This window comes from Croceibacterium sp. TMG7-5b_MA50, assembly GCF_039830145.1.
Classification (GTDB): domain Bacteria; phylum Pseudomonadota; class Alphaproteobacteria; order Sphingomonadales; family Sphingomonadaceae; genus Croceibacterium.
In genome coordinates this window covers 2,469,980-2,485,170 of the sequence record NZ_CP156082.1, presented here as the reverse complement: position 1 = coordinate 2,485,170, position 15,191 = coordinate 2,469,980, and the positions used below count along the sequence as shown (strand labels likewise).

Here is a 15,191-nt window from a genome sequence, read left to right as displayed (position 1 = left end):
CATCGCGGGCCGCTGACAAAGGAGACGCATGGCGGACCCCCGCCGATCAGGAGCAGAGCGACCCGCCTGGCCCGGTGCGACCCCGCGGCCATGACGGATGCGCACGCGCCTGACATGCTCGCCGACCTGCAGGCGGAGCTTGCTGCGCAAGGCAGGACGATCGCGCAATTGCAGCGCGCCCGCGACGCCGCCGTCGCGGCGAACCAGGCCAAGAGCCGGTACCTGGTGGGCGTCAGCCACGAGATCCGCAGCCCGCTCAACGCCATTTACGGCTACGCCCAGTTGCTGGAACGCGATGCCGGCGTCTCCCCGGTGGAGGCGGCGCGCGTGATCCGTCGCTCGGCCGAGCATCTGACCAACCTTGTCAACGGCCTGCTCGACATCAGCCGGATCGAAAGCGGCGTGCTGAAGCTCAGCCGCGACCTCGTGCCCTTCCCCGCTTTGCTGGACCAGCTGGTGGAGATGTTCCGCATGCAGGCGGAGGCGAAGGGGCTTGAATTCCGCTTCACCACCGAAGGCCGCATCCCCGCCTGCGTACGGACGGACGAGAAGCGGCTGCGCCAGATCCTGATCAACCTGCTGTCCAACGCGGTGAAGTATACCGACAGCGGCCATGCCGCGATCCATGTCCGGTATCGCAGCCAGACGGTCGACGTGGAGGTCAGCGACAGCGGCATCGGCATCGCGGCCGAAGATCAGGACCGCATCTTCGAACCGTTCAACCGGGGTGCGATCAACGACCGGCATGCGCAGCCGGGCACGGGCCTCGGCCTCGCGATCACGCGCGTGCTGGTGCAGATCATGGGCGGCGACATCACCGTCCGCAGCACGCCGGGCGAAGGCAGCACGTTCCGCGTGCGCCTGCTGCTGCCCGAACCGGCGGAGGCGCCGCCCGAAACCGCCCGCCGCCGTCGCGTCGCCGGCTATGCCGGCCCACGCCGCAGCGTGCTGCTGGTGGATGACGATCCCGCGCAACTGGCGGTGCTGCAGGCGCTGCTGGTGCCGCTGGGTTTCACGGTCCACACGGCGGGCAACGGCGCGGAAGGCATCGCGCTAGCCGCGATGTACCGGCCGGACATCGCGCTGCTCGACATCCACCTGCCCGACATGCGCGGCTGGCAGGTGGCGGAAACGCTGCGGGTCCAGGGTGGTGAGGGGCTGCGCATCCTGATGGTGTCGGCCAACGCCCACGAATTCGCCGCCGGCGGCGATGGCGGCAGCGCGCATGACGGCTTCCTGATGAAGCCGGTGGAGCTGGAGGCGCTGCTGGATGCACTGGCGGCGCAATTGCGGCTCGACTGGATCGCCGAGGCGTCGACGGGCGCCGGGCCGGAACAGGCTGCGCTTGCCCCACCCGGATCCATGGTGGAGGCGGCGCCGTTCCTTGCGGAACTGCGGCATCTTGGCCGGATCGGCCATGTCCGCGCGATCGGCCCCAAGCTGGACGAGCTGGAGCACGCCGTCCCCGCCGCTGCGGCCCTCTCCGCCAGGCTGCGCGCGCATGCGGACGGCTTCGATCTGAAAGGTTACCTGAAGATCCTGGAGGGGCACGGCCATGGCGAGTGACGCTGGCCAGCCGCGGCCGACCCTGCTGGTGGTGGACGACACGCCCGAATCACTAAGCTTCCTGACCAGTACGCTGGAACGCGCCGATCATACGGTGCTGATCGCCAATGACGGCGCGGCGGCACTCGATCTGCTGGAACATATCATCCCCGACCTGATCCTGATGGACGCGGTGATGCCGGGGCTGGACGGGTTCGAGACCACCCGGCGGATCAAGGCCGACCCACGCTGGGCTCATGTGCCCGTCATCTTCATGACCGGGCTGACGGAGACGGAGCATGTCGTCGACGGCTTCGCCGCGGGCGGCGTCGATTACGTGGCCAAGCCCGTCGTCGTGGACGAGTTGCTGGCGCGGGTGCGCGTCCACCTCGCCAATGCGCGCATCACCCGCAGCAGCCAGGTGGCGCTGGACAGCAGCGGGCGCGCGGTGCTGGCGTTGACCACGGCGGGGGAGGTCGTGTGGACCACGCCGAAGGCGGCCGCGCTGCTGTCCGACCTGTTCGCCGAATGGCGCGATGCGCGCGAACTGCCGGGCGGTCTGCTGCAGACGCTGCGCCGGTTGCAGACCGAACAACCGGGCGACACGAACTCTGCGCGCGTCGAAGTCGCGGGCGAGCGGGTCGACCTGATGCTGCTGGGCCGCAATGGCGCGAACGAATGGCTGTTCCGCATCAGCCAGACTGGCGAGGCGGAGGAGGAGCAGGCCCTGTCCGCCCGCCACGGCCTGACCCGGCGCGAGGCGGAGGTGCTGCTGTGGATCAGCCGCGGCAAGCCCAACCGCGAGATCAGCGAAATCCTGGGCATCAGTCCCCGCACGGTGAACAAGCATCTGGAGCAGGTGTTCGAGAAGATGGGGGTGGAAAACCGCGCCGCCGCCGCCGCCGCCGCGGTCCGCACGCTGAGCCTGGTGCATTGAGCGATCCGCCGGCGGGCCTGCACGCGCAGGGCCGCGCGGCGCTGGCCGCAGGCGATCACGCGGCGGTGCGCCGGATCGCCGCGCGACTGGGCGGTTCGGCAGAGGCGCTGTTCCTGCAAGGCATCGTGGACGCGGCGGAAGGCCGGGTCAGCCGGGCCCTGCCCCTGCTGGCGCAGGCGGTGGCACTCGCCCCAACCGCCGAATACCTGGCGCAGCACGCGCGGCTGCTGATCGCCGCCCGCCGCGATGCGGAGGCGCGTCAGGCGGCATCGCGGGCGGAGGCGGCAGGCCCGGCCGACGCCCTTACCGCCGACACGATCGGCTGCGTGCTTGTGCGGCTGGGCGACCATGCCGCGGCAGTGTGCCTGTTCGAACAGGCGGTGGCATCGGCGCCGGACAATGCCGAGTTCCGCTACAACCTGGCGGCGGCGCTGGGATTCGTCGGGCAGGCGGCGGAGGCGGCCGAGCAGTTCGAAGGGGTGATCGCCCGCGTGCCCGACCATGGCCGGGCGCATTATGCGCTGTCAGGCCTCCGCCGTCACGACGCCGGTCACAACCACATCGCTCGGCTGGAGGCGGTGGTGGCGGCCGACCCCGCGCCTGATGATGCGCTGCGCATCCGCTACGCACTTGCCAAGGAATGCGAGGAACTGGGCGAGCACCAGGCCGCATTCCACCACCTCGACACCGCAAACGGCGCGCATCGCGCCCGGCTGGCCTATGACTTCGCCGATGACGCGGCGGTCTTCGACGCGATCGAGCAGGCATTCGCCGAGATCGGCCCGCCATCCGACGAAAATGCCGCGCCGGTCTTCGTTGTCGGAATGCCGCGCACCGGCACCACCTTGGTCGATCGCATCCTGTCCTCACACCCGCAGGTCGCGTCCGCCGGGGAGCTGCAGGCGATGCCGCTGGCGGTGAAGCAGTTGGCCGGCACCCCGTCGCGGCGCATCATCGATCCCGCTACGGTCCATGCGGCGGTCGCGGCCGATCCGGCGGACATCGCACGTCTCTATCTGCAGCGCGCGCGCCAGCATGTGTTGCCGGGGGTGGAGCGGTTCACCGACAAGCTGCCCGCCAATATGCTCTATACCGGGTTCATCGCCCGCGCCTTCCCACGGGCCAGCATCGTGTGCCTGCGGCGCCACCCGCTCGATACGATATGGAGCAATTACAAGCACTTGTTCGCCAGCACCTCGCCCTATTACTTCTATTCCTACGATCTGGCGGACACGGCGCGGTACTACATCCGCTTCGACCGGCTGATGCGGTTCTGGCAGCGGCAATTACCCGGCCGCGTGCTGGAAATGGATTACGAAAGGCTTGTCGCCGATCAGGAGGGCGAGACCCGGCAGCTGCTGGCGCATTGCGGCCTGCCGTGGGACGAGGCGTGCCTGCATTTCCACCGCAACAGCGCCGCCGTGGCGACCCCCAGCGCGGCGCAGGTCCGCCGACCGATGAATGCCGATGCGGTCGGGCGCTGGCAGGTGCAGGCCGATGCGCTGGCGCCTGCCCGCGCCCTGCTGCAGGCGGCGGGGATCAGTACCGAGTAGATGATCCTCCCCATGCCGGGCATGGGGAGGATCGCACGCACTACATGCGGATGCGCGCTTCCAGGCCCACGGTCCGCGGGTTCAGCACCGCCCGGCTGTAGAAGCGGACGGCCTGCCCGTCATTGACGCCAACCCGCGACAGGTCGTTGCCGATGGAGGTCACGGCATACTTGTCGAAGATGTTGTTGGCCCACAGCGTCAGGTCGAACCGATCGGTCGCGTAGGTCAGCGATGCCCGGTGCGTCAGGTAATCCGGCAACACCTCGCCGGAGGTGCGCGCCCCGCCGAGCCGGGTCACCACCTCGCCGCGATAGGTCGCGGTCCAGTTGGCGATCAGCTCCGCATCGTCGTTGAGGTCATGCGTGTAGGTCGCGCCGAGGCTGGCGGTGTGGCGTGCCGAACCGGGCAGCCGGTCACCCTTCAGCGCATCGAGCTGGCTGAACTTGGTCGGCAGATCGGGCCGGGTGCGCGACCGGTACGGACCGTAATAGCCCGGGATCGTGCGCACCGCGATCAGGTCCGGCACGTCCGACCGCAGCTCCGCATCGGTGAAGGAATAGCTGCCCGCGATCGACAGCGGCGGGATCGGCTGCGCGTTGAACGTCGCCTCGAACCCGCGGCTGCGCGCCTTGCCGCCGTTCACCGTGATGCCGGTCACGCCGTAGAAGGTGGCGCTGGCGACCTGGATACCCTCCCAGTCGATGTTGAACACGTTGGCGCTGATGTTCAGGCGACGGTCGAACAGGCCGGCGCGGATGCCGATCTCCAGGTTCTTGGTCGTGTCCGGCCCGTATTGCTGTTCGTTGGGCAGCGCGCAGGCGTTCTGCTGATCTTCCGGCACCGGGTCGGGGCACGGCGCCACACGGTTCGGCCCACCGATGCGATAGCCCTTGCTGTAGGTGGCATAGGCCATGAAGTCGGGCGCGAAGCGGTAGGAGGTGTTGAACTTCCACACCACGCCATCCTCGCCGCCGACGCCGCCCGCCGGCTCCTGCGAATAGACGTCGGTCGGATCGCCCAGCAGCGGCAGGCTGAGCGCGCCGGTGATCTCCGACGTGTAGTCGAAATAGCGCAGGCCGCCGGTGACCTGCCATTCATCGGTGATGTTCAGCGTCGCCTCGCCGAAGACCGCCTTTTCCTCGATCTTGCTGCGGATGTAGCTGATATATTCTAGATCGTCCGGGTTGTTGGGCACCCCGTAGAAGTCGGACAGGCCGGGCGTGCTCTCGAACCCATAGCTGTCGAGCTTCTGTTCGTTGTAGAAGCCGCCGATCACCCAGCTGAGCGGGCCGCCATGGGTGGAGACGAACCGCACCTCCTGGTTCACCTGCTCGCGCTTCGTGCGGTTGTAGTTGAAGCCGGAGAAGGCCGGGAACGCCTCGTAATCGTAGTCGAGGTCGAGCAGCAGGTCGGTCACGTCGCCCTGCGCTTCGGTCTTCACCTCGGTGTAGCCGGTGCTCGACACGATATCGAAGATATCGCCGACGCTGATGTTCAGCTCCAGCGCGGCAAGGTGGGCATGACGCTCTGCCGGTTCGGTGTAGCGGGCGGCGCTTTCGTACCGGCCGGTGTTCAGCACGCCGGCATGGTTCGCCTGCACGCCCTCCGTCTCCGTCTGCTGGTAGGCATAGGTGACGATCGCGCGGAAGTTCGGCCCGGTCTGCAGCAGCAGCTGGTTGCGGCTGGTGTAGGTGCGTTCGTAATTGAGGTCGTTCTCGCGCCGGAGATTAGCGGCATACGCCTCGTCCGTGAAGAAGCCGTCCGGCCCACCAGGCTGCGCGATTGAGACGCCGGGCGTCTGCAGCAGCAGCGGATAGTCGATGAAGCCGGGGTCGAAGTAATAGCCGTTCACGCTGCGGAAGGCGACGTGATCGGTGACGATGGGGATGTTGATCACCGCATCGGCCTGGACGCCGGCATCCTCGCTATGCGCCTTGGCATAGACGCGGCCATGCACCTCCGCCTGGAACTCGTCGGCATCGGGCAGCTTGGGGATGTAGCGGATCGCACCCGCCAGCGTGCCGAGGCCATACAGCGTGCCCTGCGGCCCCAGCAGCACCTCCACCCGATCGATGTCGAGCAGCTTGAAGTCGTAATACAGCGGCACTTCGCCCAGGTAGATGCCGAGCGCATTGTCATAGCCCGAGCCGGTGTCGCTGGTGTCGCCCGCGTTCAGGCCACGAAGGACGATCGAGCCGGTGCTGCGCGGGCCGGTGTCGGGGATGGTCAGGCCCGGGGTGAAATCGGCGATGTCGCGCACGTCGTCCACGCGCTGCTGCGCCAGTGTGTCGCCCGACAATGCGGTGATGTTGATCGGGGTGTCGAGCAGCGTGGTCGCGCGGCGGGTCGCCGTCACGATAATGGCGTTGTCGTCCGCCGCGGCGATCTGGGTGCCTGCCGGCTCCTGCCGGGTTGGATCGCTTGCGCCCGTGCTCTGCGCAGCGGCCGGCAGCGCCAGGGCTGTACCGCCCAGGATGGTCGCCGAAAGCAGGGAAAGCCGGAAAGTGCTGCCGTTGGTCAAATCATTGCCCCTTATGTCCGCGCATTATGTCTTGGCTTCACAGGACGTCCCCCTGGCGCGGACCGGACATGGCCGGTGGTCGGGAGGATTGAACTCCTCCGCATCGATCCCGCGAGGGTGTTTGCTATGAAGCCGCGGTCAGGCGGCCAATGGGGTGTTTGACGTATGATGCCGCATTGCGGCAAAGCCGGGTCGTTCCGGCACAATTTCCCTTTCCGCCGGCGATAGGTGCGGGTGGGAAGACCGGGCTACCCTGCTGACAGGGCAGCCCGGATAAAGGGCTGGATGCCCCTCAGTTCAGCGCCAGCGTGCGGGCGCTTTCGGCCCGGGCAACCAGCGTCTGGTATTGCGCCCGGCTCTCGGCCAGCACTTCTGCCTTGCAGGTGCGGGCCTTGTCCTTGGCGACATTATGGAGGCGGTCCATGCCCCGGCCGCACACCTCTTCCGCCGCGGTGGCGAGGCGTGTTTCCAGCCGCAGCCGGTCGGCCGGGCGGGTGAGGTCGAGATCGTCCGCGCGGACAACGGATTCGGAGCGGACAAATGGGCTTTCGGCAGTGTTCGCGACCGCTGCCGCACCCGGCAGCACAGTCGCGGCGGCGCAGAGCGCCAGCAGCATGGACTTCATGGGCATTCTCTCCTGCGTCTTACGACAAGCCCGTCTGGCGCGGGCGCGCGTGTGACATAGGCGACGGGGCCGTTCGTTGCAACGAAAGACGCCACCGGAGGCGCAAAGGCCTCCGGTGGTCGCAGGAGAGAACAGGGGGGACGATAAGCAAGCTGCCGGCGGCGGGCGATACGTCATTTGCCCACCTGCCTTCCGCCGCACCCGCGGCATACCCGTGCACCAAAGGGAGGCGTGCGGCATGAAGATCGTCCGGGCTGGTGTGATCGCAGCCCTTCTCGCCGGCAGCAGCGCGGCGATCGCCGATCCGGTGGAACACCCGATCAGCGTACCCGGCTTCGCCGATTTCCTGGCGGTGGACGGCGACGCGGTCTGGGTCACCAACCGCGAGAAGGTCGAGAAGTGGGGCCGCGACGGCAAGCTGGCGGAATCACCGCTCGGCCGCGCCTGCGGCACCATGGCGGTCGCCGACGGGTCTCTGTGGGTCGCCGATTGCAAGGAACGGGTGCTGGTGCGCGTGGACCTTGCCACCGGAGAGCGGCAGGCCACCGTACCGACCGGACTCGGCAGCCCGGATGGGGAGCTGAACGTCGTCAGCGGTGCCGGATCGGTCTGGGTGGCGAGCGAGACCGCCGCCCTCGCCCGCGTCGATCCGGCGACCAACGCCGTGATCGCCACCGTGCCGGTCAACGAAGGCAGCTTCACCCTGGCCTATGGCTTCGATGCCTTATGGGCCGTCAGCCTGAAGGGGGGGACGCTGCAGAAGATCGATCCCGCCACCAACCAGGTCGTCGCCACCACTGCGATGGGCCGCGCGCCGGGCTTCCTGGCGGCGGGCGAGGGTGCGGTGTGGGTGCAGGAACAGGGCGACGGCACGCTGGCGCGAATCGATCCAGGTTCTGCCGCGGTCACCGGCCGGGTCGCGGTGGACGAGACATTGAAATGGGGTGACATCGACACCGGCGGCGGCCGCGTGTGGCTGCGCACCACGCTGGGGCAGACCTTTGTGGAGGTGGACCCGCTGGCAATGGCGGTGGTCGGCCGCCACGGCGCCGCGGCGGGCAGCGGCGCGCTGCGCTGGACCCCGCAAGGCGTCTGGACCTCCGCCCATGACAATCACACATTGTCTTGGTGGACCGGCACAGGGGCCGCCGCAGAAGCGGCCGCGCAACCTTGAACCCGCGGAAATCGGCCGCTTTTCCCGCATCCTACGTCAGCTGACGTATGCCGTTCATGCCCATCCTTCTTTAATTGCCGCGCCACTTCTTCCGCGAAACGGGGAATAACATGGCAGGTACGGTAGTGGGCAAGCGGGTGATCGGGGCGCAGGCGCCGGTCACGATCGGGTGGGACAACCTCCCCAAGGTGGAAGGCAGCCTGCCCAAGCGGCTGTTCTTCAGCTGGTTCCAGCCCGCCGTGCTGCTGGCCCTGGTCGCCTTCTGGTACTACGCCCCCAATGACTGGGCGGTCGCTTCCGTCGGCCTGTGGATCGGGATCGGCTTCAAGGTCTTCCTGCTCGGCCTCGAATGGCTGACGCCGCGCCACGAAAGCTGGAAGCTTACGTGGAAGGAATTGACGACCGACCTGTTCTACGTCTCACTCGGCTACACCGTGCTGCGCATGGTCGACAGCTATATCGGCGACGGCGTCATGATCGAGGCGATCCAGGGCAGCATGGCGTGGGACAAGCTGGCCTGGTTCCTGGCCATGCCGCTGCTGCTGCAGGCCTTCCTGATCTCGTTCATCTTCGATTTCGGGCAGTACTGGATGCATCGCGGGATGCATAACTGGTACCCGCTGTGGCTGACCCACGCGCCGCACCACTACATCACGCAGCTGAACATCAACAAGGGCGCGAACGGCAACCCGATCGAGCTGTTCCTGATCGGCCTCGGCATCGGCGGTTTCTTCGACTTCCTGCCGCGCGCCGCGCTGCTGGCGGGCGCGCTGGGCATGGCGGTCGGCACGTACCAGCACATCAATGTCCGCTTCAACACGCCGCGTTGGTGGCGCTTCCTGTTCAACACGACGGAGCATCACAGCGTCCACCACTCGCAGGATTTCGAAGCGTCGCGCTCCAACTATTCCAGCACCTGGGTCATCATCGATCGCATGTTCGGCACTGCCGTCGATGGCGAGGCGGAGCTGCTGGGCATGGAGGGCGGCCGCCGCATGTCCATCCGTGAGACCATGGTCTATCCCTTCACCGAAGGGCTGAAGACCTATCGCGAACGCCGGGCCCAGGCGCGGGAACGCCGTGGGCGGGAGCAGGAAGGTGCCCTCGCGGCCAGCCCTGCCGCCGTGGCCACTCCTGCCGCGCAACCCGTCGCCGCCGATCCGGCGCTGGCCGCAGCCTGAATGGATCACGCCGTGACCCCTCGTTTCCTGGACCGGATCTGGCACGTCGCCGGCAGCCTGCGACTGCCGCATGGGCAGAGCGTGGACGAGACCTTCACCCGCCTCGATCCCCTGTTCGATGCCTACGGCACTAGCCACCAGCGCGCCGGCAACACGCTGTCATTCAGCAAGCAGGATCCGGCCGCACAGGACCGGATGGCGGTGTTCGACCGGGGCGAGCTGAAGGTGGAGCAGGATGCGGCCGGGCCGGTCCTGCGTTACCGCCTGAACAGCCGGATGCTGATGTTCTGCTTCCTGCTGCCGCTACTGTTCATCGGCATCGCGCAGGCGACAGTGTGGATCGGCACGCTGGAAAGCGCCGGCGCGGAAGAGAAGAAGAAGGACGAGAAGAAGGAAGATCTGGAGCTGCCGCAGCACTGGATCGACAAGGCGCTGGGCGCCCCGGTCCCGGAGAAGCCCGGCGCGGACAAGAAGGACGAGAAGAAGAACAGCGAGAAGAAAAATCCTCGCTCCCCCACTACGGCCTATGTCTTCGCCGGTATCTTCGCGGCGTTGTACGTGATCGGCCGCGTGCTGGAAGACCGCAAGGTCAAGGCGCTGTTTCGCAAGGCGCTGGGCGGCGGGAAGGCCTGATCATCAGGTATCACAGCACGAAGCCTAGCCGTAGCTTACGTCCAGGAACACGCGGTAAAGCGCCTCTCCATCCTGCAGATACAGTGTCACCGTGCCGCCGGGCGCGTCGGGCACCGGGATGAAAGCCACCTGTACCGGGCGCACGCGCACGCGCAGGCGCCCGGCCTCCGCCATGCGATGCCAGCCGGACGCATCCTTGCGGTAATGCACCAGCCGCCACCCGCCAGCCGGGTCAGCCTCCGCAGCGAACAGGCTGCCGCCGAACGCGCCGCAAGGCAGTTCGACCGCAACCTTCCCAAGCTCCGCAGCGCAATCATTGGCTTTCAGCCTGTATGGTTGGTCAAACGGCTGCAACCTGTACGAGCGTGTGACCGGCTGTCCGAAGCCGAGGGGTACGGCAAAGCCGAAGGGATTGTTCTCCCGATACTGGCGCACCTCCCGCCCGTCCGTCACGATCAGGTGCTGGAACCAGCGCGCATCCAGCGTGAAGCCGCAGGGCAGTGTCAGCCGTGCCGCATCCCGCAGCGTGGCACGGCTGTCTGCCGGCGTGACCAAGGTGGCGACATACCGGCTGATGACGGTGCTGACCTCGGCCTGCACCAGCCCGTCGCGGGTGCATGTCGTATTCGCCTCTACCGTCTGCGGCGGGATGGCAGTTGCATCCATGCAGCCTGCCAGCAGGAACATCGGGGCGAGAGATGGCGAGAGGCGGTGCATGGGCATACCATGCCATCGACCGCCGCTCACCGCCATCGAGCCAGGACCTGCGGCGACCGGCGGACAGCAACAAAAAAGGGCGGCCCCGCGAGGCCGCCCTTTCTTGTGTCCGGTGTGAACCGTGTCAGCGCTTGGAGAACTGGAAGCTCCGGCGCGCCTTGGCGCGGCCGTACTTCTTGCGCTCGACCGTACGGCTGTCGCGGGTCAGGAAGCCGGCAGCCTTGACCTCTGCGCGCAGCGCGGGCTCGTACTTGGACAGCGCCTGGCTGATCCCGTGCTTGACCGCGCCGGCCTGGCCCGACAGCCCGCCGCCCTTCACGGTGGCGATCACGTCGTACTGGCCCTCGCGGTCGGCAACCTGGAACGGCTGGTTGATGACCAGACGCAGGGTCGGACGGGCGAAGTACACTTCCTGCTCACGCCCGTTGACCACGATCTTGCCGCTGCCGGGCTTGATCCACACGCGGGCAACCGCGTCCTTGCGGCGGCCGGTGGCATAGGCACGGCCCTGCGCGTCGATCTCCTGCTCGCGCAGCGGCGCGTTGGAGACGCGCGGAGTGCGGACCGCGGTCTCACCCTCGACGGCTTCGTCCGTGGTGCCGGCGCCCAGGTTCTGCAGGTCGGCCAGGTCGGTGACGGTGTTGGTGGTGTCGGCCATTACGCGGCAGCCTTGTTCTTGCGGTTCAGGGAAACGATGTCGAGCGTCTCGGGCTGCTGCCCGGCATGCGGATGCTCGGTCCCGACATACAGGTGCAGGGCACGCATCTGGTCACGACCCAGCGGCCCGCGCGGGATCATGCGTTCCACCGCCTTTTCCAGCACACGTTCCGGGAAACGGCCATCCAGCACCTTGGCGGCGGTCACCGCCTTGATGCCGCCGGCATAGCCGGTGTGCTTGTAATAGGTCTTCTCCTGGCGCTTGTTGCCGGTGAAGCGGACCTTGTCGGCGTTGATGACGATCACGTGGTCGCCACAATCGACGTGCGGGGTAAAGCTCGGCTTGTGCTTACCGCGCAGGTGATTGGCGACGATCACCGCCAGCCGGCCGACGACCAGGCCTTCGGCATCGATCACATGCCACTTCTTCTCGACTTCAGCCGGCTTGATCGACCGCGTCTGCTTGCTCAGCGCCTTCATGGCTGCTCCGTTTCGTGAATGCTCAGGTGATTCGGCGCGGGGCGCGGACGAGCCGCTTCCGTTGCGAAGTGGGCGCGCCCTAACCGCGCAGGCGCGCAGAAGTCAAGGTTTGCCGCGGCTTTGCGGCACGGTAAAATAATACCGCATGCCTTTTCAGGCAGCCGGCAGCGGCGTCAAAGTCCAGCTTTCCAGTGTCCGCTTGCGGTGCCCGTCGACCTCCGTCACGATCTCCCGCTCCGCCGCTTGCAGCAGGCCGCTGCCGCTCAACCGACTGGCACGATAGCTGGCGGTGACGATACCCTCCCCACCATCGGGCAGGTTCAGGGTGCGGCTTTCCTTGTGCTCCTCCCGCTCAGGCGCGAACAGATCAGGCGGCAGGGTGGTCAGCAGCAGCAGCGCGTTCTCATGAATGGCGCGGGCAAACCGGGCGAGCTGCGCCGCATCGGCCGCGGGGCGGACGACCTCCGCGATGTTGGTCAGGACCTGGGCGATCGCGCTGTCGAGCTGCGGGGCTTGGTTCACCTCCTTCAGCCCGACGATCTGCCCGGTGGCGGTCAACTGCAAAGGGAACAGGCCTTGCTCCACCCGCTGCCGCTCCAGCTGCACGAAGCGGGCGAGCGACGGGGGCGCGTCCACCTCCACCCCAACCTGTTCGCCGGTCACACGGAAGCCATCCGCCACCGGTTCGAAACGGATGGCGAAGGACCTGGTGACGACGAACAACTTGCCATCGGCGAGCTCCCGCTGCAGCCGGCGGGTATAGAGCATCGGTGTCGGCGGCGGCGTGAAACGCGGCGCCTGCCCATCGGCGGGCGGCGGCGCCAGCACCTGTTCGGCCATGACGGGCAGCGGCAGCGTGACCAGCGCCGGGATGGCCAGCGCCAGCACCATCAGCCGCCGACCGGCAGGCTCCGCCACATCGATCCTCATGCCCCACCCCCCGTCAGCATCAGGCCCGACGCCCGACCACATGCACGCCCCACGCCGTCGCAAGTACCAGCAGTGCCCCCACCAGCTGGTGCAGCACCGCCAATGGCAGGGCCACCCCCGTCAGCACGGTTGCGATGCCGAGCAGGATCTGAATGCCGGACGCGCTGTGGATTGCAATCGACGCCTTCCGCCCACCGGCCGCGCGAACCTGCCGGGCCAGCACCACCAGCGCGGCAACGGCCACGAACGCCCACCAGCGGTGCAGCCAATGAATTGCGAAGGGATCGCCGGTCAGGACACGCAAGGGTCCTTGGGTCCAGTCGATCTCCGGCACCAGTCGCCCCTGCATCAACGGCCAGGTGTCGGAAGCGAGCCCCGCATCAAGGCCCGCAACCCACGCTCCCAGCATCAATTGCACGAACAGCACCAGTGCCACGGCAGCACCCATGCCGGTTACCCGCGCGCGGGTCCGGACATCGCCGGTACGCGCCGCCGCCTGCAGATCCAGCGCCGTCCAGGCGAGGCCCGCCAGGGTCAAGAAGGCGGTCAGCAGGTGGATCGACAGCCACAGATGGCTGACATCGGTCCGCGTGCCGGCAAGGCCGGACCGGACCATGAACCAGCCGAACACGCCCTGCAGCGCACCCAGTGCCAGCAGCGCCACCAGACGCCGGCCATAACCCTGCGGGATCGCCTTTCGCCACCAGAACCACAGCAGAGGCAGCGCGAACGCCACGCCGATCACCCGCCCGAGCAACCGGTGGGCCCATTCCCAGAAGTAGATGAACTTGTAATCGGCCAGCGTCATGCCGGCGGGACCCGTCACCTGCACATATTCCGGAATCTGCCGGTAACGGTCGAATTCAGCCTGCCATTGCGCCTGCGTCAGGGGGGGAATCGCGCCGGTTACCGGCTTCCACTGGGTGATCGACAGGCCGGATTCGGTCAGCCGGGTGATCCCGCCGACAACCACCATCAGCACGACCAGCACCGCCACCAGCCACAGCCAGCGGGCGATTGCCAATGGGCGTGCCTTGCCGGGCCGGACGGCAGGCTGGCGGATCAGGCTAGCACCTGTATCCGCTTGGGCGGTGTGGTGTGCGACCATGTTACCGGTGTTGGCACAGCGGAAAAAAAGCGCAAGAGAACAGCACATCTTCCCCTGCCCACGCTTCGTCGCAACGGTCTGCCTTGCGCCCGCGCCGACCCGCGCTATCTCGCCGGGGATGACCCAGCCCTTTTCCCTGACCGTCAACGGCGCGCCCCGCCGGACCGATGCCGCCACCATTGCCGACCTGGTGACCGAACTGTCGCTCAGCCCCGCGAAGGTCGCGGTGGAGCACAACGGGGCGATCGTGCCACGGTCTACGCTGGCCCAGGCGCCGCTGGCCGATGGGGACGTGTTGGAGATCGTGCATTTCGTGGGTGGGGGCGACCATGGGGTGCCGCCGGTGGCAGCCGAAGATGACAGTTGGGAGGTCGCCGGCCATCGTTTCAGGTCACGCCTGATCGTCGGCACCGGCAAGTACAAGGACTTCGCCCAGAACGCCGCCGCGTTGGCGGCAAGTGGCGCGGAGATCGTGACGGTGGCGGTCCGCCGGGTGAACGTGTCCGATCCGTCCGCACCGATGCTGACCGACTTCATCGATCCGGCCAAGGTCACCTACCTGCCCAACACCGCCGGCTGCTTCGACGCGGACAGCGCGATCCGCACGCTGCGCCTGGCGCGGGAGGCGGGCGGCTGGGATCTGGTGAAGCTGGAGGTGCTGGGGGAGGCGCGTACGCTGTATCCCGACATGCGCGAGACGCTGAAGGCGACGGAGGTGCTGGTGCGCGAAGGATTCAAGCCGATGGTCTATTGCGTGGACGATCCAATCGCGGCCAAGCAGCTGGAGGAGGCGGGCGCGGTCGCCATCATGCCGCTGGGCGCACCGATCGGCAGCGGCCTGGGCATCCAGAACCGCGTCACCATCCGCCTGATCGTGGAAGGGGCGAAGGTGCCCGTGCTGGTCGATGCCGGGGTCGGCACCGCCAGCGACGCGGCCGTCGCCATGGAACTGGGCGTCGATGGTGTGCTGATGAACACCGCCATCGCTGAGGCGAAGGACCCGGTGCGCATGGCCCGCGCGATGAAGCTGGCGGTGGAGGCGGGCCGCGACGCCTATCTGGCGGGGCGCATGGCCACGCGCCGCTACGCCGATCCGTCCAGCCCGCTGGCGGGCCTGATCTAGGGCGCGC

At 67.6% G+C, this 15,191-nt stretch carries 14 protein-coding genes; 7 read left to right on the top strand and 7 right to left on the bottom strand.

Annotation, left to right across the window (positions count from 1 at the left end; all coding sequences use genetic code 11):
* The first annotated feature begins 90 nt into the window (after nt 1–90).
* The 3 genes from V5740_RS11685 to V5740_RS11675 are packed head-to-tail and all read left to right on the top strand — an operon-like array spanning nt 91 to nt 4,035.
* Nucleotides 91–1,566 (top strand): ATP-binding protein, encoded by a 1,476-nt coding sequence (locus V5740_RS11685; RefSeq protein ID WP_347302653.1) that lies wholly within the window; start codon nt 91–93, stop codon nt 1,564–1,566.
* A complete protein-coding gene (locus V5740_RS11680; protein ID WP_347302652.1) occupies nt 1,556–2,482 on the top strand; it encodes a response regulator transcription factor in 927 nt (308 codons plus the stop codon). Before V5740_RS11685 ends, V5740_RS11680 begins: the two co-directional genes overlap by 11 nt.
* Nucleotides 2,479–4,035 carry a sulfotransferase gene (locus V5740_RS11675; RefSeq protein ID WP_347302651.1) on the top strand — a complete coding sequence of 519 codons (1,557 nt, stop codon included), beginning with the start codon at nt 2,479–2,481 and terminating at the stop codon, nt 4,033–4,035. The genes V5740_RS11680 and V5740_RS11675 overlap by 4 nt, the downstream gene beginning before the upstream one ends.
* Nucleotides 4,036–4,075: 40 nt before the next feature.
* On the opposite strand, the gene V5740_RS11670 is transcribed toward V5740_RS11675, so the two are convergent.
* Nucleotides 4,076–6,556, bottom strand: coding sequence for a TonB-dependent receptor (locus V5740_RS11670; RefSeq protein WP_347302650.1), 2,481 nt, complete (start codon nt 6,554–6,556; stop codon nt 4,076–4,078).
* A 292-nt stretch (nt 6,557–6,848) separates the two neighbouring features.
* A complete protein-coding gene (locus V5740_RS11665) occupies nt 6,849–7,181 on the bottom strand; it encodes a UrcA family protein (protein ID WP_347302649.1) in 333 nt (110 codons plus the stop codon).
* A 238-nt stretch (nt 7,182–7,419) separates the two neighbouring features.
* Between V5740_RS11665 and V5740_RS11660 the strand changes: the two genes are divergently transcribed.
* The 3 genes from V5740_RS11660 to V5740_RS11650 all read left to right on the top strand — a co-directional run bounded on the left by V5740_RS11660 (nt 7,420) and on the right by V5740_RS11650 (nt 10,169).
* Complete coding sequence (locus V5740_RS11660; RefSeq protein WP_347302648.1) at nt 7,420–8,355, top strand: YncE family protein; 936 nt, start codon at nt 7,420–7,422, stop codon at nt 8,353–8,355.
* A gap of 110 nt (nt 8,356–8,465) precedes the next feature.
* A complete protein-coding gene (locus V5740_RS11655; RefSeq protein WP_347302647.1) occupies nt 8,466–9,536 on the top strand; it encodes a sterol desaturase family protein in 1,071 nt (356 codons plus the stop codon).
* Between the two features lie 12 nt (nt 9,537–9,548).
* Nucleotides 9,549–10,169: a hypothetical protein gene (locus tag V5740_RS11650; RefSeq protein ID WP_347302646.1), complete on the top strand. Its 621-nt coding sequence runs from the start codon at nt 9,549–9,551 to the stop codon at nt 10,167–10,169.
* 24 nt (nt 10,170–10,193) lie between these two features.
* Here V5740_RS11650 and V5740_RS11645 read toward each other — a convergent pair whose 3' ends face one another.
* From V5740_RS11645 to V5740_RS11625, 5 genes are all read right to left on the bottom strand, one after another.
* On the bottom strand, nt 10,194–10,886 hold the full coding sequence (locus V5740_RS11645) for a hypothetical protein (protein WP_347302645.1): 693 nt from the start codon (nt 10,884–10,886) through the stop codon (nt 10,194–10,196).
* Nucleotides 10,887–11,010: 124 nt separating this feature from the next.
* A complete protein-coding gene (gene rpsI, locus V5740_RS11640; RefSeq protein WP_347302644.1) occupies nt 11,011–11,544 on the bottom strand; it encodes a 30S ribosomal protein S9 in 534 nt (177 codons plus the stop codon).
* On the bottom strand, nt 11,544–12,023 hold the full coding sequence (rplM, locus tag V5740_RS11635) for a 50S ribosomal protein L13 (RefSeq protein WP_347302643.1): 480 nt from the start codon (nt 12,021–12,023) through the stop codon (nt 11,544–11,546). The genes rpsI and rplM overlap by 1 nt, the downstream gene beginning before the upstream one ends.
* Nucleotides 12,024–12,176: 153 nt before the next feature.
* Nucleotides 12,177–12,953: a hypothetical protein gene (locus V5740_RS11630; RefSeq protein WP_347302642.1), complete on the bottom strand. Its 777-nt coding sequence runs from the start codon at nt 12,951–12,953 to the stop codon at nt 12,177–12,179.
* A 19-nt stretch (nt 12,954–12,972) separates the two neighbouring features.
* Nucleotides 12,973–14,061: a COX15/CtaA family protein gene (locus tag V5740_RS11625; protein ID WP_347302641.1), complete on the bottom strand. Its 1,089-nt coding sequence runs from the start codon at nt 14,059–14,061 to the stop codon at nt 12,973–12,975.
* Nucleotides 14,062–14,179: 118 nt separating this feature from the next.
* Here V5740_RS11625 and thiS point away from each other — a divergent pair, with 118 nt between their 5' ends.
* Nucleotides 14,180–15,184 carry a sulfur carrier protein ThiS gene (gene thiS / locus V5740_RS11620; protein ID WP_347302640.1) on the top strand — a complete coding sequence of 335 codons (1,005 nt, stop codon included), beginning with the start codon at nt 14,180–14,182 and terminating at the stop codon, nt 15,182–15,184.
* Nucleotides 15,185–15,191: the final 7 nt, after the last annotated feature.